This is a genomic window from Microbacterium pollutisoli (assembly GCF_053586795.1).
The window spans coordinates 268,493-291,583 of record NZ_JBNYWT010000004.1 but is presented as its reverse complement, the minus strand read 5'-3'; the positions used below and the strand labels follow the sequence as shown (position 1 = coordinate 291,583).

The 23,091-nt window shown below is 71.0% G+C and carries 18 protein-coding genes; 7 read left to right on the top strand and 11 right to left on the bottom strand.

Annotation, left to right across the window (positions count from 1 at the left end; all coding sequences use genetic code 11):
- Position 1: 1 nt before the first annotated feature.
- On the top strand, positions 2-376 hold the full coding sequence (locus ACQ143_RS11065) for a YccF domain-containing protein (protein WP_449570741.1): 375 nt from the start codon (positions 2-4) through the stop codon (positions 374-376).
- Between the two features lie 99 nt (positions 377-475).
- On the opposite strand, the gene ACQ143_RS11060 is transcribed toward ACQ143_RS11065, so the two are convergent.
- The gene (locus tag ACQ143_RS11060; RefSeq protein ID WP_449570740.1) at positions 476-997 is read right to left on the bottom strand and encodes a hypothetical protein; all 522 of its coding nucleotides are present in this window, start codon (positions 995-997) and stop codon (positions 476-478) included.
- A gap of 332 nt (positions 998-1,329) precedes the next feature.
- Complete coding sequence (locus ACQ143_RS11055; protein WP_449570739.1) at positions 1,330-2,397, bottom strand: FUSC family protein; 1,068 nt, start codon at positions 2,395-2,397, stop codon at positions 1,330-1,332.
- Between the two features lie 166 nt (positions 2,398-2,563).
- Between ACQ143_RS11055 and ACQ143_RS11050 the strand changes: the two genes are divergently transcribed.
- Positions 2,564-3,232, top strand: coding sequence for an alpha/beta fold hydrolase (locus tag ACQ143_RS11050; RefSeq protein ID WP_449570738.1), 669 nt, complete (start codon positions 2,564-2,566; stop codon positions 3,230-3,232).
- 33 nt (positions 3,233-3,265) lie between these two features.
- Here ACQ143_RS11050 and ACQ143_RS11045 read toward each other — a convergent pair whose 3' ends face one another.
- The 3 genes from ACQ143_RS11045 to ACQ143_RS11035 all read right to left on the bottom strand — a co-directional run bounded on the left by ACQ143_RS11045 (position 3,266) and on the right by ACQ143_RS11035 (position 8,415).
- Positions 3,266-6,346: a hypothetical protein gene (locus ACQ143_RS11045; RefSeq protein WP_449570737.1), complete on the bottom strand. Its 3,081-nt coding sequence runs from the start codon at positions 6,344-6,346 to the stop codon at positions 3,266-3,268.
- Between the two features lie 150 nt (positions 6,347-6,496).
- Positions 6,497-7,288: an ABC transporter permease gene (locus ACQ143_RS11040; RefSeq protein WP_449570736.1), complete on the bottom strand. Its 792-nt coding sequence runs from the start codon at positions 7,286-7,288 to the stop codon at positions 6,497-6,499.
- Positions 7,285-8,415, bottom strand: a complete 1,131-nt coding sequence (locus tag ACQ143_RS11035; RefSeq protein ID WP_449570735.1) for an ATP-binding cassette domain-containing protein — start codon at positions 8,413-8,415, stop codon at positions 7,285-7,287. The genes ACQ143_RS11040 and ACQ143_RS11035 overlap by 4 nt, the downstream gene beginning before the upstream one ends.
- Positions 8,416-8,476: 61 nt before the next feature.
- Between ACQ143_RS11035 and ACQ143_RS11030 the strand changes: the two genes are divergently transcribed.
- The gene (locus ACQ143_RS11030; RefSeq protein ID WP_449570734.1) at positions 8,477-9,469 is read left to right on the top strand and encodes a helix-turn-helix transcriptional regulator; all 993 of its coding nucleotides are present in this window, start codon (positions 8,477-8,479) and stop codon (positions 9,467-9,469) included.
- Positions 9,470-9,524: 55 nt separating this feature from the next.
- Positions 9,525-9,965 (top strand): hypothetical protein, encoded by a 441-nt coding sequence (locus ACQ143_RS11025; RefSeq protein ID WP_449570733.1) that lies wholly within the window; start codon positions 9,525-9,527, stop codon positions 9,963-9,965.
- Between the two features lie 361 nt (positions 9,966-10,326).
- On the opposite strand, the gene ACQ143_RS11020 is transcribed toward ACQ143_RS11025, so the two are convergent.
- The 4 genes from ACQ143_RS11020 to ACQ143_RS11005 all read right to left on the bottom strand — a co-directional run bounded on the left by ACQ143_RS11020 (position 10,327) and on the right by ACQ143_RS11005 (position 16,663).
- The gene (locus ACQ143_RS11020; protein WP_449570732.1) at positions 10,327-13,437 is read right to left on the bottom strand and encodes a S8 family serine peptidase; all 3,111 of its coding nucleotides are present in this window, start codon (positions 13,435-13,437) and stop codon (positions 10,327-10,329) included.
- 135 nt (positions 13,438-13,572) lie between these two features.
- The gene (locus tag ACQ143_RS11015) at positions 13,573-14,658 is read right to left on the bottom strand and encodes an ABC transporter permease (protein ID WP_449570731.1); all 1,086 of its coding nucleotides are present in this window, start codon (positions 14,656-14,658) and stop codon (positions 13,573-13,575) included.
- On the bottom strand, positions 14,655-15,587 hold the full coding sequence (locus tag ACQ143_RS11010) for an ABC transporter ATP-binding protein (protein WP_449570730.1): 933 nt from the start codon (positions 15,585-15,587) through the stop codon (positions 14,655-14,657). The genes ACQ143_RS11015 and ACQ143_RS11010 overlap by 4 nt, the downstream gene beginning before the upstream one ends.
- A gap of 53 nt (positions 15,588-15,640) precedes the next feature.
- Complete coding sequence (locus ACQ143_RS11005; protein WP_449570729.1) at positions 15,641-16,663, bottom strand: glycerophosphodiester phosphodiesterase family protein; 1,023 nt, start codon at positions 16,661-16,663, stop codon at positions 15,641-15,643.
- Between the two features lie 117 nt (positions 16,664-16,780).
- On the opposite strand from ACQ143_RS11005, the gene ACQ143_RS11000 reads away from it, so the two are divergent.
- The 3 genes from ACQ143_RS11000 (at position 16,781) to ACQ143_RS10990 (ending at position 20,818) form a co-directional block, all read left to right on the top strand.
- Positions 16,781-17,677, top strand: a complete 897-nt coding sequence (locus tag ACQ143_RS11000) for a Bax inhibitor-1/YccA family protein (RefSeq protein WP_449570728.1) — start codon at positions 16,781-16,783, stop codon at positions 17,675-17,677.
- 451 nt (positions 17,678-18,128) lie between these two features.
- Positions 18,129-19,439 (top strand): hypothetical protein, encoded by a 1,311-nt coding sequence (locus ACQ143_RS10995; protein ID WP_449570727.1) that lies wholly within the window; start codon positions 18,129-18,131, stop codon positions 19,437-19,439.
- A complete protein-coding gene (locus ACQ143_RS10990; protein WP_449570726.1) occupies positions 19,436-20,818 on the top strand; it encodes an NtaA/DmoA family FMN-dependent monooxygenase in 1,383 nt (460 codons plus the stop codon). The genes ACQ143_RS10995 and ACQ143_RS10990 overlap by 4 nt, the downstream gene beginning before the upstream one ends.
- Positions 20,819-20,935: 117 nt before the next feature.
- Here ACQ143_RS10990 and guaA read toward each other — a convergent pair whose 3' ends face one another.
- Both guaA and ACQ143_RS10980 read right to left on the bottom strand, forming a co-directional pair.
- A complete protein-coding gene (gene guaA / locus ACQ143_RS10985; protein WP_449570725.1) occupies positions 20,936-22,522 on the bottom strand; it encodes a glutamine-hydrolyzing GMP synthase in 1,587 nt (528 codons plus the stop codon).
- Complete coding sequence (locus ACQ143_RS10980; protein WP_449570724.1) at positions 22,519-23,052, bottom strand: DUF3817 domain-containing protein; 534 nt, start codon at positions 23,050-23,052, stop codon at positions 22,519-22,521. The genes guaA and ACQ143_RS10980 overlap by 4 nt, the downstream gene beginning before the upstream one ends.
- Positions 23,053-23,091: the final 39 nt, after the last annotated feature.

Genomic DNA, 23,091 nt, shown 5'->3' with positions numbered 1-23,091 from the left:
CATGCGCACGCTGCTCAACATCATCTGGGTGATCTTCGCCGGCTTCTGGCTGTTCGTCGGCTATGTGATCGCCGGCATCCTGTTGTGCGTTCCGATCATCACGATCCCGTGGGCGATCGCTTCGTTCCGCACCGCCGCGTACGTGATCTGGCCGTTCGGGCGCACGATCGTGGCCAAGCCCACCGCCGGTGTCGGCTCGTTCCTGGGCAATGTGATCTGGGTGCTCTTCGCCGGCTGGTGGCTGGCGCTGGCGCACATCGCGTCGGGCATCGCGCTGTGCCTCACGATCATCGGCATCCCGATGGCGATCGCCGACTTCAAGATGGTGCCGATCTCGCTCATGCCGCTGGGCAAGGACATCGTCCGCACTACCTGACGGCGACCGGCCGCCGTCGTCGCCCGAAAAGGCCGTCAGCACCGAAAAGAAGTCCGGCCGAACCCCGTGAGGGCCCGGCCGGACTGCGTCTGCGGAGGATTACTCGGCGGCGATGGCGCTGCAGCCGGCGACCTCATCGGCGCTCGTGCACACGATGAGCTCGGTCGGGTCGACGAGCTCGGCCGGCACTTCGAAGCTCCAGACGTACGTGTAGAGCTGGTCGGCGGTCATCGGCACCTCGACGCTGCGCGGCGAGACACCCGCGGCCTCGAACGCGTCGTCCGCCGTCGAGCGCAGCACGGGGGCGACGTCGACATCGGACAGGCCCTCGTCCGCGACCCACTGGGCGACGTTCAGCGTGACCCACTGGGTGCCTTCGGCGGGCTCACCCAGGGTGGCCACGGCGGACTCGTCGGGCGTGGTGTTGCTCCACACCTGCAGTTCGACACCCTCGGCGCCGACGCGGTCGCCTGCGGCCGCGGGGTCTTCCCACGACGAGGCGACGACGGTGCTCGACGAGGCGGCGTCGGTGGGCTCGTCGGTGGAGCTGGAGGCACAGCCGGCGAGGGTGAGGCCGGCGATGGCGGTCAGGGAAACAAGAGCGGCACGACGGGCACGCATGACGAACACCTCTTCAGGAATCGGGGGGATGGGGAGGCCACCGATAGGACGGAGGCCCAGACTCCACGCTACCCGCGCGTTCCTGGGAGCCCACTGCGGATCCGCGCGGCCCGGTGTGCTAGCCGACACGTCATACGGGGACGCATGCCGGAACCCCCGGTCATCCGCGCCCTCAGGGTCGGGGGCGCCGGGTAGCGTGGGCGTGCCCTCGCGGTGGCCACCAGTCACCCGGGGTCAACGCGGCGATCCGGTCGGTCCGGGCTCCGGGTCATACCGGCAGTGCAGCGGGTTCGACTCCCGCCGTCGCGTCGATCGACATCGGCGTGCCCCGCTCACTCCAGCGGGCGCGACATCGACGTGATGCGCCCGAGTGACGAGGCCAGAGCGGATGCCGGGCCGACACCCCCGTCCAGGCTCGCGGCGTAGTGCTCGACGGCGTCGGCGGCCGTGCGGACCTTCTCGTCCGCGTCGGCCCCGCCGGGCGGCACGGCGACGGCGTCGGCGGTACTGCGCAGCGCCCGGGTCAGCAGCCCGGGTCGGCCCTGCGAGCCGTCGACGACCCCCGGGGTGCGGGCGACCAGGTCGGCGACGTCGCGCGCGAAGAAGCCGGTGCGCTCCAGCGCCCACCAGCGCCGCGAGTTCTGCTCGGACACATCGCCGACGCGGCGCGCGCGGGGGTTGCCGCGACGGCTGCGCTCGGCGTCCTGCACATCGGCGGCCACGGCGTCGACCAGGGCGGCCAGCGCATCGGCATCCCGGTCGAGTTCGGCCGCGTCGACGTCGCCGGCATCCACCATCTCCGCGATGCGCGTCAGCAGCGCGACGATGCCGCCGCGCAGCTCGCTCAGCCGGTCGCCCGCCTCGCGCACATACAGCGGCGGGAGCAGCAGAGAGTTGGCAGCCACGCCGACGACCACACCGAACCCCATGGTCACCAGGTACGAGAGGGAGAACTCGTCGGCCTCCCGGCCGCCCAGCAGCAGCACGAACAGCCCGGCGATCGCGATCCAGTCGCGTCCCGTCTCGAGCGCACGCACACCGCCGAGGGCGACCCCGGCGCCGACCACGACGGCGAGGGCGACGATGCCGGGAGCTCCGGCTGAGGTGATCGCCAGTCCCCCCAGTCCCAGGACGATTCCGCACGCCAACCCGACCAGCGAGAACAGGCCGGATCGCACCGAGTCGACCACGGTGGGGTGCATGCTCACGAGCACGCCCAACGGCGCGTAGTAGGAGTACTCCGCGTCGGCGAACGGCACGAACGGCGCGAGATACCAGGCCACGGCGGCGGCCAGGGCGGTCTTCAGCGCGAGCAGCAGCCGCGACGCGGCGGTGGCCTCATCGGCCGCAGACCGCACGGCGGTGACCACCCGCCTGCGGCGGGGTGAGGTGGATGCCATGGCCGAAAACTATGCGTCCGACATCCGGCCGCCGAGGGGCTTGACGTGCGGGCACAAGGACCGGGGTGCGGCGGCTGCGGGTCCACGCCGCGGCGGGGCGCGGGATTGGCGACGCGGGCCGGAGGCTGGGAAACTGGACACCGACCGCACGACGCGAGAGGGCCCCATGACCACGACAGAAGCCAGCATCTTCGAGCCGGACGGCCGCGCCATCCGCTACATCGTCGACGGCGCGGGCGAGGGCCCCGTGCTGGTGCTGTTGCCCGGCCGCGGCCTCGAGATCACCTACCTCGGCACGCTGGCCATGGTGCTCGAAGAGGAGGGCTTCCGCGTCGTGCGCATCGGAGCGCGCCGCACCGCCGCCGCCACGATGCACGACCTCGCGCAAGACGTCGTCGATGTGCTCGACCACCTCGGTTTCGAGGACGCCTGGGTCGGCGGCCACGGCTTCGGCGGCTCGGTCGCCCGCACCGTGGCGCTCGACCACGACGAACGGGTCGACGGCGTGCTGCTGCTCACCGTCGACGGCCCCGACGCTGGGGACGACGACACGACGGCCGGGCTGCCGCAGGACGCCGAGATCTCCGGCATCCAGACCGCCGCGCTGGCGGCGACGCCGGAAGCCGAATGGGCTGCACTGACCGGCCACCACCCGGTGCTGATCATCCAGGGCTCCGACGACCAGGTCGCACCGCCCGCCAACGGCGAGCAGCTGCGCGCGTCCGCGCCGCACCTGGTGAGCCTCACCACGATCGAGGGCGCCGGGCACCTGTTCGTGTCGACCCACGCCGGTGAGACCGGCTTCCTGATCGAGGACTATCTCGGCATGGACTGAGGCGGCTGCCGCCCCGCACTGCGCTCCGGGTCGCTACCGTCCGCGCACAGCGCCGGCGCCCACGGACGGCGCCCCGCCATCCCCGCCCCGCCAGCGCAGCGCGAGCAGCACACCGGCCACCACCAGCAGCACGCCGGCCCCCGCGGCGTACCAGGCCGACGCGGTGGGGATCTCCAGGTAGGTCGTGATCCCGAGGATGCGCGCCAGGCCCCACGGCAGCAGGCCCATCTGGTCGTTCCAGATGGTGAGCACCCGCTCCAGGCCCACCGCACCCACGACGACCGCCGGTACCGTGAGCCCCGCACCCACGGCGGTGAGCACGAAACCGGTGGCCCGGCGCGCGCCCACCTGCTCGGCCATGGCCCAGGCCGCGGCGATGAACACCCACACGAACAGCGCGAACGCGACGGCGATGTACGCCGTGCGCAGCACGGGGTCGGTCCAGAACGCGAACCAGTAGCCCCCGGGCCCGGTGAACGACAGCGCGAACAGCGTCACGATGCAGCGCAGCACCACCGCCCCGCCCACCGCGGCGATCACCGGCCACGGCGAGCGTCGCCCGACGCACAGCCGTACAACGAGTGCGAACACCACCCACGCCCCGAGGATGAGCGCGAGGTCGACCCACGACAGCAGCGAGGTCTGCACGGCGCGCGTCGCGACCAGCAGGCCCGCCGGGATGATGAGGGTCAGCCACCGGTCGAGATCGAACATGCCGAGGGTCGACTCGCGGGCCCGCCACGGGCGGGTGGATGCCAGCCACGTGAGCCGCGCCGCAGCCGCGCCGGGCCGGCGGATCAGGCTCGTCCGTGCCGCGAGGCTGCCGATCACGACCCACGCGACGGCGAGCGCGAGCAGCCCCCGCGCCAGCCACGACATCATCACGTCACGGTCGCCGCGGTTGACGCCCAGCTGCGCTGCGGTCAGGTTGTACGCCGGATGCTCGAGGTCGCCCGCGTACTGCTCGAGGTGCGATGCCGCCAGGGCCACGTACGCGTCACGGGCCGCGCGCCACCGGTCGTGGGCCTCGACGGTGAACGTGTCGTGCCACTGCCCCTGCGCGAGGATCATCTCGCGATACCCCGCCAGCAGGCGCATCACGTCGACCTCGTAGTCGAGGGTCTCGAGGAGCGCGGTGCGCAGTGCCGGGGCGTGCCAGCCTCCGGCATCCGTCGCCGCGATCGTGGCCCGCATCTGCTCTGCGGTGGCCACCGCCTGTCGACCGCCGGCGAGGGCCTGGTCGATGTCGCCGCCGGTCGCGTCGCGCACGACCTGGTACATCACGCTGAGCACCGCGGAGTCGCCGGTGAGGATGTCCCACTCGAAGATCCACATCATCGGCGGCGGCTCGAGCCCGAGCGCCGTCACCCGCTGCTGGGCGAACGGCTCGATGTAGAGGCCCTGCATGATCGCCGTGCGCGATTGCGCCATGACCGCCGTGATCGCCCGGATCGTCTCCGGATCATCCGAGAACCACTCGCGCGCCCAGTCCGCCGTCACCTGCGCGACGTCGATGTCGGGGTCGAGCGCCAGCGCACCGGCGAGCTGCGTGTTCAGCTCGTACAGCTGCCAGAATCCCGCCTTGAGGTAGAGGGTCATCGGGCCGGCGCGCCAGGGTCCACCGTCCTGCGTCCACGCCCAGACGCCCTCGATGTTCTCGTTCGCGGCGAGCAGCCGCTGCAGTGCCCACTGGTACTCGGCGCCCAGGTCGTTCGGGAAGGCCCCGAAGTTCTCGAACTCGCGCCGGCTCTGCAGCTCGACGATGCGCCGGTGCTTGCCCTGCAGCAGGGTGTCGTTGAGCGGCAGCCAGGCGTAGAAGTCGCCGAGCGTGTACTTCGTGGAGACGATGAGAGCCGGCGAGTGGATGCCGGAGAGCACCGCCTGGTACGCCTCGACGTCGGTGTGCATGTCGCCGACGCCGCCGACCCCGACGCTCCAGGTGCGGAAGATCACTTCGCGCGCGGCCGCTTCGGCCTGTGCGGTGAACGCGTCGAGCATCGCGCCCACGGCTTCGGGCGTGGTGACCGCCAGAGACGAGAACACCTCCCAGCCGGGCACGTCGTACACGTCACCGGCCTCGCCGATGCGCAGGAGCACGCCGTCGAGGGAGGGCGCTGCCGCATAGAGCTCGTCGAGCCCGGCGGTGTAGGTCTGCCAGAATGCGGGATCCTCGGTGTCGAGCGATCCGAACCGGTCGACCAGGTACGCCTCGAGCGGCGCGGTGAGGGCCAGCATTTCGGTGCGCAGGAACACGCGCATGCCCAGCGCGTCGGCGCGGTCCCAGAACGGCGCGAACGCCTCGCGCAGGGCGAGTGCACGCGCAGCGTGGGGGTCGTCGGCGCCGTAGACCGGGCCGCCGGGCGCCTGCGCGAAGGTCACGAACTCGACGAACCCCGGGAACGCGACCGCGTTGAACCCGTTGGCGAGGGAGTGCCGGATGAACTCGTTGAACTCGCGGTAGGCGGCCTGCAGGGCGATCTGGTCGATGTACGGCGCTTCGGGCAGGATGACGTCGGCGAACGCCCGCGACGCGTGGGAATAGTCGGAGCCGTCGGCCCATTCGGCCGCGTCGGGGCTCACCCCCACGGCACCGAGATCCACCATCCGCAGCGGCAACCGGGCAGTGACCGCCTCGCCGAGGTGCGCGGTGATCGAACGCCCGGCGCGCACGGCGGACGCCATGTCGTAGAGGGCGCGCGCGGCGGACGCCTCGTCGGCCGCCTCGACGACGATGCGCTCGGCGGTGCGCTCGGCGGTGCCGGTGAGTCGATAGGACTCGGCCGCGATCCCGGCATCCATGAGCCCGCTGTCGGAGACGCGCAGGGTGACCGTCGCCTTCCCCTCCGTGGCCCCGGCGGCCTCGACCGCGTCGAGCAGCGTCATGGCCGCTGCACTCAGCCGCGGAGTCTTGAGGGTGCCGACGACCGAGATGTGCGGAGGCACGACGGCGGCGGGCACCTCGGGCGCCGCGGGCTCGGCGGGCGTCATCTGCGCGGCCGGCTCGGTGCGGATGCCCAGCACGTCGCCGGTGACCACGCCTACCCCGGCACCGAGCGCGAGGAGCACGAGGAGGATCGCGACAGCGACGATTCCTCGTCGCCGCGCACTCGTCACCCGAGAAGGCTAATCCCGTGCGCACGACCGAACCCCCGAACGCGATAACGGGTCGATCACAACCTGCCGCCGGGCCCGGAGAGTCCGCCGCGCGGACGCCGCCGGACCGGAGAGTCCACGACGGGGCTCTCCGGGCACGGGGCACTCAAGTCAGCTGCTGCGGCGCATCGCGCGGATGCCCACGAGCAGTCCGACGATCGCGACGGCCGCCGCTGCGATCCATCCCCACAGCACGGTGACATCGGTCACGTCGCCGGCCAGCAGCGCGCGCTCGGCCTGCACGACCCAGTTGATCGGATTCACGGTCGCGACCGCCCGCATCCACGCCGGGCCCTCGTCCAGCGGCAGCAGCATGCCCGACAGGATCAGCAGCGGGAAGATCAGCGTCTGCTGCACGCCCCAGAACAGCCACTCGCGGTCCTTCGTCTTCAGCGCCAGCGCGTAGGACAGCGAGCCGAGACCCACCCCGAACACCGCCAGCAGTGCGAGCCCGATCACGAGGCCCACAACGTCGATCGTGAACCCGAAAGGCCAGGCGATCAGGACGATGATGACCGCCTGCACCACGATCGGCGCGATCTCCTTGAGCGCGCGGCCGACCAGCAGCGACGACCGCGCCAGCGGTGCCACGAGGGTGCGCTCGTGCGAACCGGTCATCATCTCGTACTGCAGATTCGACCCGGTCGCGCCCGTACCGAACAGCACGATCATCACGAGCACGCCCGGCACGAACCACTGCAGCGTCTCGCCGATCGGGGCACCCGATGTGCCGACCAGCAGCGGTGCGAACAGCCCGAGGAACACGAGCGGCTGCACGAGGCTGAAGATGAGCGTGAAGGGGTCGCGGAGCACGGGCTTCAATTCGCGGGTGAGCACGTGCCACGTGTCGCGGGCGGGACCGGGTCGCACGGCGGTATCGGTCCGCGGTTCGGTGACGGTCATCGGTCTGCTCCTTCGGGGACGGTTTCGGTGGGTGACGGTGCGGGGGCGGATGCCGGGCCGCCGGCACCGGCGGTCTCCGGGTGATCGGCTGCGCCGAGGTCATCCGCTTCGGTGTCGCCGACTTCGGCGCTGTCCTCTTCGGCGTCGTCCGAGGGTTCGCCTTCAGCCGCCTCGCGCAGCGTGCGACCGGTGAGCGCAAGGAACACGTCGTCCAGCGTGGGCGGAACGCCGGTGGCGCGGGCGACGGTGATGCCCGCGGCATCCAGCTCACGGACGGCCGTCGGCAGCAGCGCATCCCCGTCGGGGGCGGTCACGGTCACGACGTCGCCGGTGCGGACCACGTCGCGATCGGTCAGTCGCTGCACGACCGCGACGGCGGCTGCCGCGTCGGCTTCGGAGGTGAATCCGAATGTGACCACGTCGCCGGCGAGGTTCGCCTTGAGGTGCGCGGCGGTGTCGTCGGCGATGACCCGGCCGCGGTCCATGACCATGACGCGCTCCGCGTAGCGGTCGGCCTCCTCGAGGTAGTGCGTCGTGAGGAAGACGGTCGTCCCGTGGCTGCGGCGCAGTTCGAGGATGTGGTGCCACAGGTTCGCCCGGCTCTGCGGGTCGAGGCCGGTGGACGGCTCGTCGAGGAACAGGAGCGGCGGGGCGTGCATGAGGCCGAGCGCCACGTCGAGCCGGCGCTTCTGGCCACCCGAGAGCTGTTGCACCGACCGGTTGGCGAATCCGCCGAGTTCCAGCGAGTCGATGAGCTCATCGGCCCGAGCGCGCGAGGCGCTCTTCGTCATGCCGTAGAACGCGCCCTGGCTCAGCAGCTCGTCGCGGGCGCGCTGGGCGAAGCTGCCGCTGGTCAGCTGCCCGACGTAGCCGATGCGGGCCCGGACGCCGGCCGACTGCCGGAGGATGTCGTGCCCGACGACGCGGGCGGTGCCGGCCGTGGGCGGGAGGAGGGTCGTGAGCATGCGCAGGCTGGTCGACTTGCCCGCACCGTTGGGGCCCAGGAACGCGACGAGCTCGCCGCGGGTGACCTGGAACGTGAGGTCGGTGACCGCCTCGACGGTCTTCTTCTTCACCGTGAAGCGCTTGGTCAGTCCGTGCGCCTCGATGATCGTTTCGTTCGCCATGCGCTCACGCTAGACCCGCATGCGGACAGTTTCTGTCCTCGATTTCTGACAACCTGGGAGCATGTCCGACACCACGACCCGCGCACTGTCGCTGCTGAACCTGCTGCAGACGCACCGGCACTGGCCGGGTGCCGAGTTGGCCGACCGGCTGGGGGTGACCGAGCGCACCGTCCGTCGCGACGTCGAGCGGCTGCGTCTGCTGGGCTATCGCATCGAGTCGACACCCGGCGCATCGGGCGGGTACCGCCTCGAAGCGGGCAGCGCCTTGCCGCCGCTGCTGCTGACCGACGAAGAGGCCGTGGCGATGGCGATCGGTTTGCGCCTGGCGGCGTCGCAACGGCTCGTGAGCGGACCCGACACCACGCTGACCGCGCTTGCGAAGCTCGAACAGGTGCTGCCCGCACCGCTGCGGCGGCGCGTCAACGCGCTGGCTGAGACGGTGCAGCCGGCCGGCATCAACTCCGGCGCCGCGGTGTCGACCGAGGTGCTCGGCGAACTCGCCCTGGCCTGCCGCGACCACGAGCGGGTCCGCTTCTCGTACACGTCCGCATCCGGGGAGGTCACCCGGCGCCGCGTCGAGCCGCACGTGCTGGCCCCGGCCGACCGGCACTGGTATCTCCTGTGCTGGGACCTCGACAAGGACGACTGGCGCACGTTCCGCATCGACCGGCTCACCCACGTGGAGCACACGCGCGTGCTGTTCACACCACGCGCACTGAGCGCCGAGGAGGTCGAGGAGTTCATCTTCGTGGCCCGGTCGTGGGGCCGGCAGGCGGTCGAAGCTGATGCCGTGATGGCGCTGCCGCTGGCTGAGATGCGCGCACACTTCGGGCAGTGGGGGCAGGGCGCGACCGCCGAGGATGCCGCACACACCCGCTGGCCCGTCGGCGGCAGCGGCTTCCGCGAGACGATGTACGGCCTGTCATGGATCCCCGCCGGGGTCGAGTACACGACCGACCTGGTCGAACCCGCCCGGAGCGAGTTGCGAGAAACGCTGGCCCGCATGCTCCGCGCGCTGGACGCACCGCCGCCCCCACCGCGGAAACAGCCCTGATTCGCCGGAATCTTGCAGGCATCAGGCGTACCCTTTCAGCGACGAGGAGGTTCCCATGCGACGCGTCGTCACCCTGGCATCCACTCTCGCCCTTGCGGCGCTGCTTACCGCCTGTGCTTCGGAAGGAGCCATGCCCGATCCCACGACCCCCAGCACGAGTCCGAGCGCGAGCCCGACCGACCGGTTCCAGACCACGACCCCCGGCCCCCTGACGCCCTCACCGGCGGCGACACCCACCGGCACGCCCGCCGAGGTGCCCGCGGCACGCTGGGACGCGATCGTCGATGACCTTGCCGCGCGGGGCATCACCGCCACGCCCGAGCTGGTCTCCGCCGAGAACGTGACTTTCAGCGACGGGTCGCTGGGCTGCCCGCAGCCGGGCATGTCGTACACACAGGCCGTCGTCGAGGGGATGCGGGTGATCGTCGCCGTCGACGGCTCGCAGTACGACTACCGCTTCGGCCACGGCGACTCCCCCCGCCTCTGCGACCGCTGACCCGCCGCGCTCCGCGCGGCGCCGCGCAGCGCCGCCCCGCGAGACGCCTACCCCTGTGCGAGACGCCTACCTCTGGACCGTCCGAGAGTAGGCGTCTCGCACAAAGCTAGGCGGCTCGGCGAAGGAGCGATGGCGCACGCCGAAGGGGCGAGAGCACCCCCGCACCTGGCCCCGCGCCGCGCAGCACCGCTCCGCTCCGCTCCGCCCCGCGAGACGCCCACCCCTGTGCGAGACGCCTACCTGCGGCCCGTCCGAAACCAGGCGGCTCGCACAAAACTAGGCGGCTCGGCGAAGGGGCGAGAGCGCGCGGCGCGCGGAAGGGGCGGCACCCTCGCGGATGCCGCCCCTTCCGGATCACTCGTCAGCGCAGTTTCACCAGCAGCGCTTCGTCGGCGCCCGACTCGTTGTCGGGAACGACGATCATGCTGCCCAGCGTGCCCTGCTCGGCGGCCGCCGCGGTGTCGACCTCGACCGACACGGTGGCGCTGCCGCGCACCGGAACGGTGGCGAACTGACCGTTGCTGACCGCCGGGGCGGTCGGGTCGTACGCCGCCCAGCCGGGCATCGCGTCCGAGCCGTCGGTGGTGAGGCTGAACGATTCGACCGTGTAGTCGAACGCGCCCGCCACGCCGATGTCACCGGCCCACACCGGCAGCAGGATCGAGCTGCTGTCGGTCGGAGCCTGCGCCAGGAACCCACTCGCGTAGAGGTTCCCGGTGCTGATCTCCTGCAGGAACACCTCGGTGACCCCGTCGACCGACCCGGCCCGCACCGCGCCGGAGTCGTAGGAGAACACGATCCAGTCGGGCGTGCCGTCGCCGTTGTTGTCGATGACCACGTCGAACTCGTTGCTCGCACCGTTCGACCAGCGGTCGTAGGTGTTCACGGCGAACACGAGCAGGTGGTCGCCGCCCGCGGCGAACGACTGGACACCGGCCGCGCGCAGGTCGAAGCCGGTCTTGGCGAACGACCGTGCGACGTCCTTCTTGTCGCTCAGCCCCCACGTGTAGACGTCGGCCGTGGCATCCAGCGCACCGCGCCGGTTGCGCAGGTCGATGTCCGCGGTGACCAGGCCCTGGTCGCGCTTGGAGACCAGTCGCTTCGTGTTCGTGGTCACGTCGCTGTTCGACCGCGGCACGAGCAGGTACGGCACCCGCAGCGTGGCCTGGTCGGACGTGAGCACGATGTCACCCGAGATCTCCGAGAACGAGAACTGGTCACCGCTGAGCGACCCGGGCACGTCGGAGGCCGACGCCCGCAGGGTCACGGCGATCTTGGCGGTGCGGCCGGGCCGCACCGTCACCGACTTGGGCGCGACGCGCACCGTGGCCTCCACCGACTCCTCGGTCGCCACGGTCGATACGTTGAACCGCACCGTCTCGTCACCGTCGTTGCGCACCGTGACCGTCTTGACACCGGCGAAGCCGCGCGTGGACTCCTCGAAGCCGAAGCTCAGCCCCGCTTCGCGCGCCCAGCCGCTCTCCGTGCGGAACGCGTCGCCGGTCGCGGTGACCGTCGTGGCGACCGCCTGCGCGGTGTCGACCAGACCCACGCCGCCGAGCGTGTTGCTCTGCCCGGCCACCTTGTCGGGGTCGGCCGTCGACACGATCGCCGACGCCACCTCGGGTGCCGTCCAGTCGGGGTGCGACTGCACGACCAGCGCCGCGACGCCGGCCACATGCGGGGCCGCCATCGAGGTGCCCGACATGATCGCCGCGCCGTTGCCGGTGCCCACGCCCGCCGAGGCGATCGCCACGCCGGGTGCGGCCACATTCGGGCTGATCGCGCTGTCACCGCTGCGCGGGCCGGACGAGGTGAAGCTCGCGTAGCCCCGGAATCCGGGGTTGGCGATCTCGGCGGCGACCATCGTTGCCGTCTCGCCCGTGGTGAACGCCGCGCCGTCCGACGCGCGCACACCCAGGAACGGGATGGTCACGACGTACGGCGTGCCGTCGTCGGGGTTCGACGTGATGGCGCCCTCGTACGGGGGCAGCGTGTTGTCGCTGTTGACCATGACGACTGCCTCGGCCCCGGCCTGCTGGCCGAAGATCGCCTTGGCCACCCGCGCGCAGGAGCCGCGCGTGACGACGGCGAGCTGCCCGCCGCCGGGCGTGATGCCCGCCTGCGTGAAGTCGGATGCCGCGCAGCCCAGCGCCTCGTTGGCCGTGGTGGCCGGATCGTCGGTGACGACGACCACCTCGAGCTCGCCGACTGCCGACAGGTCGGCGCCGTTGGCGTTGATCGCCTCGACGTCGGTGCCACCGGTGGTCACGATCGCCCCGGGGAACGACTCGGTGCTGTCGACCGCCGCGACGGCGATGACCCCGTCACCGGCACCGGGCGAGCCGGTGAGGTAGGGGTTGTGGCCCGAGTTGCCGGCCGAGGTCACCACGACCACGCCCGCACCGACCGCGTTGGAAGCGGCGACGGCCGACGGGTCGTCACTGCGGCCGAACGGCGAGCCGAGCGACATGTTGATGACGTCCATGCCGTTGTCGACGGCCCAGTCGATGGCCTGCACGGTCACGTCGGTGGATCCGTCGCAGCCGAACACCCGGACGCCGTACAGCTCCACCTCGGGAGCGACACCGGGGCCGACGAGGAAGTCGTTGCCACTGGTGGACTCGTCGTACGGACCCGGGTAGGTCGACCCGTCCGCGAGCACGCCGCTGCCGCCGGTGGTGCCGGCCACGTGGGTGCCGTGGCCGTGGCAGTCCAGCGGGTTGGGGTCGGGCTGCGGGATGAGGGCCGCGCCCTCGCCGCCGGCGTCGTAGTCGTCGCCGACGAGGTCGATGCCGCCCTTCACGCGCGGGGCCGCGGGCCCGAACAGCGCCGGGTCGGCTTCCTGGTCGGACGTGGCGGCGGCCGCCTCGTAGGCCTCGACGGTGCCCGGTCCACCGAAGGTGGCGTGGGTGTAGTCGATGCCGGTGTCGATGATCGCGACCTTGATGCTCTCACCGGTGTACCCGGTGCTCTGCCACACCTCGGGGACGCCGAGGAACGGCACCGAGACGGCGTTGTCGAGCTCCTGCGCAACCACCGAGTGCACGGCCACGACGCCGGGCAGTGCTTCGAGCGCGGCGACCTCGCCGGCCGGCACAGTGGCCTGGATGCCGTTGTAGGCGGACTGCATCTGGGCCTGGATCTTGCCGCCCTTGCCCTTGATGGACCCGCGGATGGCGTCCTGCTTCTTCTTCAGGGAGCTCTTCACGGTCGCACGCTCGCTCTTGGTGAGGTCGCGCCCCTTCTCGGCCTCGACGACGGCGACGGGGTCGCCCTCCATCTCGATCACGACGGTGACCTGACGGTCGGGATCCGCCGCGGCCGCGTCGATCGTGCTGTCGAGCTGTCCGGCCGAGCCGGCTTCCAGGAATCGCGATGACGGATCGTCACCGGGTGACGCGGCGAAGGCCGCGGATGTCGGCAGTGTGAGCGCGAGGGCTCCGACCACTGCCAGGATGCGTCGTTGCATGGGACCGCCTTCCGGGTGTGGAGACACAAGCCTCCACGAAGATGAGTGAAGGCTGATAGGAGGCTATGCAGACACTGACAGCAACCGAAAGGAGCACCCTGCCAAGATGAGAGGAATCTCATCTTGGCAGATCGGTCAGGCGATGCGCGTGCCGGGTGGCAGGGTGCGCGCGGGGGTGCGAGTGCGGGCCCACGCCCACCACATCAATCCCGCCGCCAGCACGATCTGGCCGCCCAGGCCGACGAACCAGCTGGGCACCGTGCCGGCGATCGACTCCTCGACGGACGGCGACTCCTCCTGCTCCGCCCACGGGGCGCACTCGTCCCAGGTGGTCTCCAGCTCGGGCGGCAGCTGCGCGGTGCGCACCCCTGCCTGCAGCCACCCGAACGCGTCCACCGGGTAGCCGTCGGCGGTGAACCTCGGCGGGGTCGCGTCGGCGAGGATGACGAAGGGGTTGGCCGCCAGCATCCACCACACCCGGTCGAACCGCGGCACGCGCCAGGTGTCGACCTGCCACCGGCCGCACTGCATGCTCTCCGGGTCGTTACTGCAGTCCGCCACACCGTCCTGGCACAGCGGCATACCGGTCGCCGGGTCATACTCGACCGCACGGTACTTGTTGACGCCCTCGCTCGTGATGCTCGCGCCGACCAGCCCGAAGCCGATGAGCGTGCCGATTGCCAGCGCAGCGACGATCAGGTAGGTGGCGGCCACCGAGAACAGCGGCCGTGCGACGATCCCGCTGATCGCGACGCCGATGGCGGCGATGACACCTGTCTCCACGATGAGCACGGCGAGCGAGATCACGACGGTGAGCGGGTCGACGCCGCCGGCGAAGGTCGCGATGATCAGGAAGGGCGCCGCCACGACGGCGAACGCCAGCCCGGTCAGCCACGCGGCGGTGAACTTGCCCAGCAGGATCTCGGCGGTGGTCGCGAGGGTCACCTGGACGGGGGCGAGGGTCGCGGCATCCCGGTCACCGTTGATGCTGTTGCCGCTGAGCGTCGGCGAGACCAGCAGCACGAGCAGCAGCGTGACGTAGACGACGATCGAGTACACGCCCGCGCCCGCCTGGTCGACGATGCCGAACGCGAAGAACGCCAACACCGTCACGGCGATCAGCACGACCGCGAAGACGCCCAGCAGGATGTACCAGGAGACGGTCCGGATGCGCTGGAGCAGCTCGAGCCGCGCGATCGTCCACAGCCGGGTGAGGTTCATCGTCGGCCGCCTTCGAGGTCGAGGAAGGTGTGTTCGAGGGTGCCGGCCGCGGCCGAGAACTCGGCGACGGGAAGCCCGGCACCGACCAGTGCCGCCAGCCCGGCGGCCGCGTCGGCGTCGGAGGCGAAGGTCACCATCAGGTCCCGCCGGTCGATGTGGATGCCGGTGATCTCGCGGCCGAGGGCCAGCGCGACCGGCTGGGCGCCCGCCTGCGCGTCCCGGTCGGCGAGGCGCACGCGCCAGGCACGCTCGCGGGTGGCGGCGGCCGCCACCCGCTCCGCACTGACGGTCTGGCCGGCGATGAGGAACACGGCGTCGTCGACGACTTCTTCGAGCTCGGCGAGGATATGGCTGGAGATCAGCACCGTGCGCCCTTCGGCGGCCAGGCGCCGCAGCAGCGCCCGCAGGTCGATGCGCGCCTGCGGGTCCAGGCCCGACGCCGGCTCGTCGAGCAGCAGCACCCGCGGGTCGTGCACGAGGGCGCGGGCCAGCCCCAGCCGCTGCTTCTGTCCGCGGGAGAGCACCTTCGCCGGTGCGTCGGCGAGATCAGCGAGCCCCACGGTGTCGAGCAGTTCGGCGGCGCGGCGGGCGGCCACATCCCGGTCGAGGTCGTAGAGCCGGCCGGTCGTGACGATGGTCTCGCGCGCCGTCAGCGACGCCCAGGCGCCGAGGGTGTCCGGCATCCACCCCAGCAGCGCCCGCGCCGCGGCGGGATCGGCGACCGGGTCGACGCCGCCGATGCGCACGGCCCCGGCATCCGGCGTCAGAAGCGACGCCAGGATGAGCAGCAGGGTGGTCTTGCCCGAGCCGTTGGGGCCGACCAGGCCCGTGACGGCGCCGGCGCGCGCGTCCAGCGACACATCGCGGACGGCATGGACGTTTCCGAACGAACGCCGCACCCCGCGAGCGCTGATCCCGACATCTGTCATGCGCTCACCCTAGGGCCCCGCTATGCGTTCGCTGAGAATGACTCGGCGGTTTCTCAGCGGGAGCCGCCTGCGCGGAAGAAGCCGACGCCCAGGTCGGGGTGGTCGACGAAGACGCCGTCGACGCCGGCATCCGCGATCAGCTGCCATTCGGATTCGTAGTCACCGAAGGCCGCCTTGTCGCGGCCTTGGCGGAACTGTGCGATCAGGAAGGCGTTCTCGGGCCGGCAGGTCCAGGTGAACACGCGCAGTCCGCGGGCGTGGGCGTCGGCGACGACGGGCGCGGGTGCGGTGGCGCGTCCGCGGCGGTCGGGCGCGAGGATGAGGCGCTTGTCGAGGCTGATCCCGTCGACGTGGCCGACCAGGGTGTCGAGCCCGGCCGGTTCCAGCAGCGACCGGTAGGTGGGCGCGCGGCGGCCCCGGGACGCCACCAGGTCGAACGGCCGGCCGCGCGACTCGCAGAGGAAGATGTACGTGCCGCGGATGCCGTGGTCGCGCACCTGTTGCAGGATCGTGCCTTCGAACGATTCCACCGTCAGCGGCAGCGCGCCGTCCGCCCAGCCCGCTTCGCGCAGTTCGGCGGCGATGAGCGCGGCCAGGTCCCACCCGAGGCCGGACATATAGGTGGCGTGCTTGATCTCGAGCACGACGCCGATCTCGCGCCCCTGGTCGAGCGAGGCCTGCCGGACGAGGTCGAGCACGTCGCGCAGGCGCAGCACGGGCTGGGAGTCGTCGAAGCTGGCGCTGGCGGCGCGCAGGTGCGGCAGCCGCTCGCGGCACCGCAGTGTGGCCAGTTCGTCCCACGTGAAGTCCTCGGCGAACCAGCCGGTCAGCTCGGTGCCGTCCACGGTCTTGGTGGTGCGCCGGTCGGCGAACTCCGGGCGGGTGCCCACGTCGGTGGTCGACCCGATCTCGTTCTCGTGCCGGACGACGAGCACGCCGTCGCGGGAGACCACGACGTCGGGCTCCACGGCATCCACCCCCAGCTCGAGGGCGAGATCGTACGAGGATCGCGTGTGCTCGGGGCGGTATCCGGGGGCGCCGCGGTGGCCGATGACGAGCGGTGTGCGACGCGGCATCCGTCCAGCGTATCCACCGTTTCTTAGGCCTCTCCCAGCCACGGACCGGCACACGCATGCCCTTCTGGCGATACGCTGGATCGACAGAACTTTTCTGCCGACCACACTGGGAGAGACATGGCCTCCGGCAACTTCGCATTCAACAATCCGGCGTTCCAGGAGCAGCGGCCGGGTCTGACCCCGCCCGCGGCACCGCAGCCCGGCGCACAGACCCAGTACGCCACGGCGGCGCACCAGGGGGTGGACGCCGCCGCGAACGCCCAGATGGAGGGCATGTTCGCCGCTCCGTCCGCCAGCTCGATCGACACCGGCCGTATGACGGTCGAGGACACGGTCATGAAGACGGTCGGCCTGTTCGCCGTCCTGCTGGTCACCGCCGTCGTCGGCTGGATCTGGACGATGTCTCCGGTGGCCGCCACCGGCCAGCCCACGATGATGCCGTGGATCATCGGCGCGCTCGGCGGCTTCGTCATGGCGATGGTCGTCATCTTCAGCTCGCGCAAGAAGGTCCGTCCGGCGCTGATCTTCGCCTACGCGGCCTTCGAGGGCCTGTTCGTCGGTGGCATCTCGGCGTTCTTCGAGGTGATCTGGCCCGGCATCGTGTTGCAGGCCTCGCTCGCGACGTTCGCGGTCGTCGGCGTCACCCTCGCCCTGTTCGCCAGCGGCAAGGTGCGCGCCAGCAAGAAGGCGAACAAGATCTTCCTCATCGCGATGGTGGGCTACCTGGTCTTCTCGCTGCTGAACGTCGTCCTGATGTGGACCGGCGTCACCGAGGGCACCTTCGGCCTGTACAGCCAGACGATCGCCGGCATCCCGCTGGGTCTGATCATCGGTGTGCTCGTCGTCATCCTGGCCGCGTACTCGCTCGTGCAGGACTTCGACATGATCCAGACCGGCGTCCGCAACGGGGCTCCCCGCGAGCTCGGCTGGATGGGCGGCTTCGGCATCATGGTCACGGTCGTGTGGCTGTACGTCGAGATCCTCCGCATGATCGCGATCCTGCGCGGCGACTGAGTCACCCGCTTTGCGAAGGCCGTCCGGTGTTCCGGGCGGCCTTCGTCGTTTTCAGGGGGCGCGCGGGGCGGCGCGGCGCGGGGCGCGGGGCCCGGGGCGGCGCGGCATCCCGCATCCGGCATCCCGTGTACGAAGTTCGCAGAATGCGACGAACCTCGCATCCGATCGGCCGACGCGATGCGGACTTCGCACGACTCTGCGGACTTCGCGCGGGTGGATGCCGGGTGCGCGCGGCATCCGGCATCCCCCACGTACGAAGTTCGGAGAATGTCGCGAACTTCGGAGCCGACGGGCGGTTTCGATCCGAACTTCGTGCGATTTTCCGAAGTTCGCGCACCCCGAGCGTCCACACGGGTGGATGCCGGGGCGTGAGGACACATTACGACATGTACGGCCGCAGACCGTAACGCGTCACGCGGGGTCGGGCGGCCCGCCCCTACAGTCGCTCGACATGACCTCCCCCACCCTCGCCGCGCCGCCGATCGCGACTCTCGACCAGTTCGACCAGGAACTCGACGCGCTGCTGATCGGGGTGACCGCGCGCGCCGCCGAGCAGGAGCGCTCGCGCACACTGCTGCGCGACGATGTCGCCGCCCTGCAGTCGATCGGGTTCGGGGCGCTCCGGCTTCCGGTCGACGAGGGCGGGCTGGGCGCCACCTTCGCGCAGCTGATCGAGCGACTGATCCGGGTCGCGACGGCAGACTCGAGCCTCGCGCACATCTACCGGGGGCACATCGCGTTCGTCGAGAGCCTGCTCGCCGGGTACGACACCGACGCGGCGCACACCCGCGCCTGGCTCGGCCGCATCGCCGCCGGTGACCTGGTGGGCAACGCGCAGTCCGAGCGGGGCGCCACAGCCGACATCACCACGGTACTCACCCGCGACGGCGACCGGGTCACGCTCACCGGACGCAAGTACTACACGACCGGCAGCATCTACGCCGATTGGATCTACCTGAGCGCCGTCGACGGTGACCAGCGGGTGGGCGTCACCGTGTCCGCCGCCGACCCAGGGGTCGCATCGGTCGACGACTGGGACGGCTTCGGCCAGCAGCTCACCGGCACCGGCACGACGACCTTCGACCGGGTGGCCGTCGACCCGGCCGACATCGTCGTGCCCGGTGAGACCACCGAGCGCGGCGACCATCTTGCCGCAGTGTTCCAGCTCGTGCTGCTCGCGGTCGTCGCCGGCATCGGCCGAGCCGCGCTCCGCGACACGATCGCGTTCGTCCGTCCCCGCCGGCGCATCTTCGGATTCGCGGGCGAGACGCTGCCGCGGGAAGACACCCTGGTGCAGGAAACGGTCGGCGCGGTGTCGAGCGCCGCCGACGCGGCCGTGCGGCTCGTGCTCTCGGGCGCGCGCGACATCGAACGGGCGCTCGCGCGGCAGCGAAGCGGTGACGCCGACGCGCTCGGCGACGCACTGCTGGACGTGTTCCGGCTGCAGCAGGTCGTCGCACCGCTCGTGCTCGACGCGATCACCGAGTTGTTCGAGGTGGGCGGAGCATCGGCCGTCAGCCGCGACCTCGCGCTCGACCGGCACTGGCGCAACGCCCGCACCGTGCACTCTCACAACCCGGCCGCCCAGCGCCGCCGCGCCGTCGGAGACTTCGAGCTCAACGGCCGGCGTCCGGTGTGGGGCGGCGCCGCGGCGGACACGGATGCCGGGCCACCGGCATCCACCCCCGCAAAAGGCCCCGAGGGCGCCGCGACGCCCGACGTCGGGCCACCGGCATCCACCCCGGGAGAGGACGGCCGATGACGGACAAGAAGCGCCTCATCCTGAACCTGTTCGAGATGAACACGGTCAGCCACATCACTCACGGGCTGTGGCGGCTGCCGGGCAACAACCGTGAGCGGTTCAACGACATCGAGTACTGGACCGAACTGGCGCAGCTGCTCGAAGACGGCGGGTTCGACGGCGTGTTCCTGGCCGACGTCATCGGCACGTACGACACCTTCCGCGGCGGGCCTGAGACGGCGCTGCGCGAGGGGATGCAGATCCCCAGCAACGACCCGCTGCTGGTCGTGCCGGCGATGGCCGCCGTCACCCGCACGCTCGGTTTCGGGGTCACGTTCTCGACGACGTACGAGCCGCCGTTCGCGTTCGCGCGCCGCATGTCCACCCTCGACCACCTCACGAAGGGACGCATCGGCTGGAACATCGTCACCTCGTACCTGCCCAACGCGGCACGGAACTTCGGGCTCGACGACGAGGTGCCGCACGACCGGCGCTATGAGATCGCAGATGAGTACCTGCATGTGCTGTACAAGCTGTGGGAGGGGTCGTGGGACGACGACGCCGTGCGACGCGACCGCGACGGCGGGGTCTACACCGACCCGTCGAAGGTGCGCTACATCGACCACGTCGGCGAGCACTTCCGCGTGAAGGGTCCGCACCTGGCCGAACCGTCGCGGCAGCGCACCCCGGTGCTGTTCCAGGCGACCGGGTCCCCGGCGGGCATCGCGTTCGCGGGGCGGCACGCCGAGGTGGTCTTCACCGGCGGCCGGTCGGTCGACGACTTCCGGCGCAACGCGGCGCAGATGCGCGCGGCCGCGATCGAGCAGGGGCGGGATGCCGGTGACGTGAAATTCATCGTCAGCGCCGGGGTCGTGGTCGGTCGCACTGAAGAGGAGGCCGCGGACAAGCTGCGCACCTATCGGGCTCACACCAGCCTCGACGGGATCCTCGCGCACTCCAGCCTGTCGGTGGATCTGACCGCCTATCCGCGGTCGACGCCACTGAGCGATGTGCCGGGGGCCACCGGTCGTTTCCCGCTGCCGGGCGCCACCGTCGGCGAGGCGCTGGACGCCATCGTCGCCGGGCGCGAGGACCGGTTCTTCGTGGCCGGCACCCCGAAGGTCGTCGCCGACGAGATCGAACTGTGGCTCGATGAGGCCGGCATCGACGGCATCAACCTGCGGCAGTATCACTCGTTCGACACCGCCCGGGACTTCGCCGACCTGGTGGTGCCGGAGCTGCGCCGCCGTGGGCGCCTGCGTGAACAGGACGAGACGCCGACTTCGCTGCGGGACCGGCTGTTCGAGCGCGGCGACCGTCTGCCCGAGTCGCACCTCGGCACCCGCTACCGCGGCGGAGAGAACCTGGCCACGGCGGACGAGCTCACCCTGACGGTGTGAGGCGCGGCGCGCCTCTCGCCGCGCTCGCCTGTCACAAAGTGCGCCCTCGCACCGCGTTTTGTGACAGGCGAACGAGGGCGCTGCCCCGGCTCGATGTATCGCGCAGCCATGTCGGGCTCACTCCCACTCGATGGTCCCCGGGGGCTTGCTCGTCACGTCGAGCACCACACGGTTGACGTCGCGCACCTCGTTGGTGATGCGGTTGGAGATCTTCGACAGCACGTCGTACGGCACGCGCGTCCAGTCCGCCGTCATCGCGTCTTCGCTCGAGACGGGGCGCAGCACGATCGGGTGCCCGTAGGTGCGCCCGTCGCCCTGCACGCCCACCGAGCGCACATCGGCCAGGAGCACGACCGGGCACTGCCAGATCTCGGCATCCAATCCCGCCTTGGTCAGCTCGGCGCGTGCGATGGCGTCGGCCTCACGCAGAATCTCGAGGCGGTCAGCGGTGACCTCACCCACGATGCGGATGCCGAGGCCGGGCCCCGGAAACGGCTGGCGGCCGACAATTGCCTCGGGCAGCCCGAGCTCGCGGCCGATCGCGCGCACCTCGTCCTTGAACAGGGTGCGCAGCGGCTCGATGAGCTCGAACTGCAGGTCTTCGGGCAGGCCTCCCACGTTGTGGTGGCTCTTGATGTTCGCGGTGCCGGCTCCGCCGCCGGACTCGACGACGTCGGGGTACAGCGTGCCCTGCACGAGAAACCGGATGGGCTCGCCCTCGGCCTTGGCCTCGGCGACGAGCTCGGCCTGCACCTTCTCGAACGCGCGGATGAACTCGCGGCCGATGATCTTGCGCTTGGTCTCCGGGTCGCTGACGCCGGCCAGCGCGTTCAGGAACGTCTCACGCGCGTCGACGGTGATCAGTCGCACGCCGGTGGAGGCGACGTAGTCCTGCTCGACCTGCTCGCGCTCACCCTTGCGCAGCAGACCGTGGTCGACGAACACGGCGACGAGCTGGTCGCCGACGGCCTTGTGCACGAGCGCGGTCGACACGGCCGAGTCGACGCCGCCCGACAGCGCCGACAGCACGTGTGCGGTGCCCACCTGGGCACGGATCTTCTCGACCTGCTCGGCGATGACGTTGCCGCTGTTCCAGTCGGCTGCGAGCCCCGCTGCCTTGTGCAGGAAGTTCTCGAGCACCGCCTGGCCGTGGTCGGAGTGCTTCACCTCGGGGTGCCACTGCACGCCGTAGAAGCACCGGTTGTCGTCGGCGAAGGCGGCCACCGCGGTCGCCGCCGTGCGGGCGAGCACCTGGAACCCGGGAGGCGCCACGGACACCTGGTCGCCGTGGCTCATCCACACGTTCTGCTCGACGGGCTGGCCGCCCAGCAGCACGTTGTCGGTGATGATCGTCGCGTCGGTCGCACCGTACTCGCGCAGGCCGGTGTGGGCGACCTCACCGCCGAGTTGGCGGGCCATCACCTGGAATCCGTAGCAGATGCCGAGGGTGGGGATGCCGAGTTCGAGCACGCCGTGGTCCAGCGAAGGCGCGCCCTCTTCGTACACCGACGACGGGCCACCGGACAGGATCAGCGCCACCGGGCGCTTGGCGGCGACCTCGGCGGCGGTGACGGTGTGCGGCACGATCTCGCTGTAGACGCCGGCTTCGCGCACGCGACGGGCGATGAGCTGGGCGTACTGGGCACCGAAGTCGACGACGAGGACGGGCCGCTGGTCGGTGTCGGTGGGGGCAGAGGTGGTCACCGCGTGGTCTCCGTCGGGGTTGTGGGGGTCAAGGTCTCGGCGGTCGCCTCGGCGGCCTCGCGCTCGGCGAGGTAGGTCTTCACCTCGCGGGCCACGCGCAGCTCCATGAAGAACGACAGGAACGGCACGACACCGCCGAGGGCGAGGGTGAGGAACCGGCCGAAGCGCCAGCGCATGAGGCTCCACACCCGGAAGCACGCGAACAGGTAGACGACATAGAACCAGCCGTGCACGACCAGGATCGCCAGCGAGATGTTGACGCCGTCGCCGGTGGAGGCCATCTCACAGCTGTCGAGGCCCGGGATGAACAGCGAGTACCACTGGCAGTCGACGCCGGCGATCACCGGCGCGAACCAGAGGAATCCGCCGCTGCCGCCGGCGAACAGCTCGAGGTGGAGCGGCGTGTACTTGAGGATCATCTCGGCCAGCAGCAGAAGCAGCCCGATACCGGTGATGACAGCGGCGATCTGGTAGAACTTCAGCGCCGAGCGGATCGCCGGGAAGCTGGCGAGTTTGGGCTGGGCGGGCATGGCCTCCAGTCTACCCGTCGGGATGCCGGTGATCCGGCC

What these genes read in the sequence shown, in the direction of transcription:
- ACQ143_RS11065 (WP_449570741.1), top strand. Translation starts at nt 2, where the DNA reads ATGCGCACGCTGCTCAACATCATCTGGGTGATCTTCGCCGGCTTCTGG.
- ACQ143_RS11060 (WP_449570740.1), bottom strand. Translation starts at nt 997, where the DNA reads ATGCGTGCCCGTCGTGCCGCTCTTGTTTCCCTGACCGCCATCGCCGGC.
- ACQ143_RS11055 (WP_449570739.1), bottom strand. Translation starts at nt 2,397, where the DNA reads ATGGCATCCACCTCACCCCGCCGCAGGCGGGTGGTCACCGCCGTGCGG.
- ACQ143_RS11050 (WP_449570738.1), top strand. Translation starts at nt 2,564, where the DNA reads ATGACCACGACAGAAGCCAGCATCTTCGAGCCGGACGGCCGCGCCATC.
- ACQ143_RS11040 (WP_449570736.1), bottom strand. Translation starts at nt 7,288, where the DNA reads ATGACCGTCACCGAACCGCGGACCGATACCGCCGTGCGACCCGGTCCC.
- ACQ143_RS11035 (WP_449570735.1), bottom strand. Translation starts at nt 8,415, where the DNA reads ATGGCGAACGAAACGATCATCGAGGCGCACGGACTGACCAAGCGCTTC.
- ACQ143_RS11030 (WP_449570734.1), top strand. Translation starts at nt 8,477, where the DNA reads ATGTCCGACACCACGACCCGCGCACTGTCGCTGCTGAACCTGCTGCAG.
- ACQ143_RS11025 (WP_449570733.1), top strand. Translation starts at nt 9,525, where the DNA reads ATGCGACGCGTCGTCACCCTGGCATCCACTCTCGCCCTTGCGGCGCTG.
- ACQ143_RS11020 (WP_449570732.1), bottom strand. Translation starts at nt 13,437, where the DNA reads ATGCAACGACGCATCCTGGCAGTGGTCGGAGCCCTCGCGCTCACACTG.
- ACQ143_RS11015 (WP_449570731.1), bottom strand. Translation starts at nt 14,658, where the DNA reads ATGAACCTCACCCGGCTGTGGACGATCGCGCGGCTCGAGCTGCTCCAG.
- ACQ143_RS11010 (WP_449570730.1), bottom strand. Translation starts at nt 15,587, where the DNA reads ATGACAGATGTCGGGATCAGCGCTCGCGGGGTGCGGCGTTCGTTCGGA.
- ACQ143_RS11005 (WP_449570729.1), bottom strand. Translation starts at nt 16,663, where the DNA reads ATGCCGCGTCGCACACCGCTCGTCATCGGCCACCGCGGCGCCCCCGGA.
- ACQ143_RS11000 (WP_449570728.1), top strand. Translation starts at nt 16,781, where the DNA reads ATGGCCTCCGGCAACTTCGCATTCAACAATCCGGCGTTCCAGGAGCAG.
- ACQ143_RS10995 (WP_449570727.1), top strand. Translation starts at nt 18,129, where the DNA reads ATGACCTCCCCCACCCTCGCCGCGCCGCCGATCGCGACTCTCGACCAG.
- ACQ143_RS10990 (WP_449570726.1), top strand. Translation starts at nt 19,436, where the DNA reads ATGACGGACAAGAAGCGCCTCATCCTGAACCTGTTCGAGATGAACACG.
- ACQ143_RS10980 (WP_449570724.1), bottom strand. Translation starts at nt 23,052, where the DNA reads ATGCCCGCCCAGCCCAAACTCGCCAGCTTCCCGGCGATCCGCTCGGCG.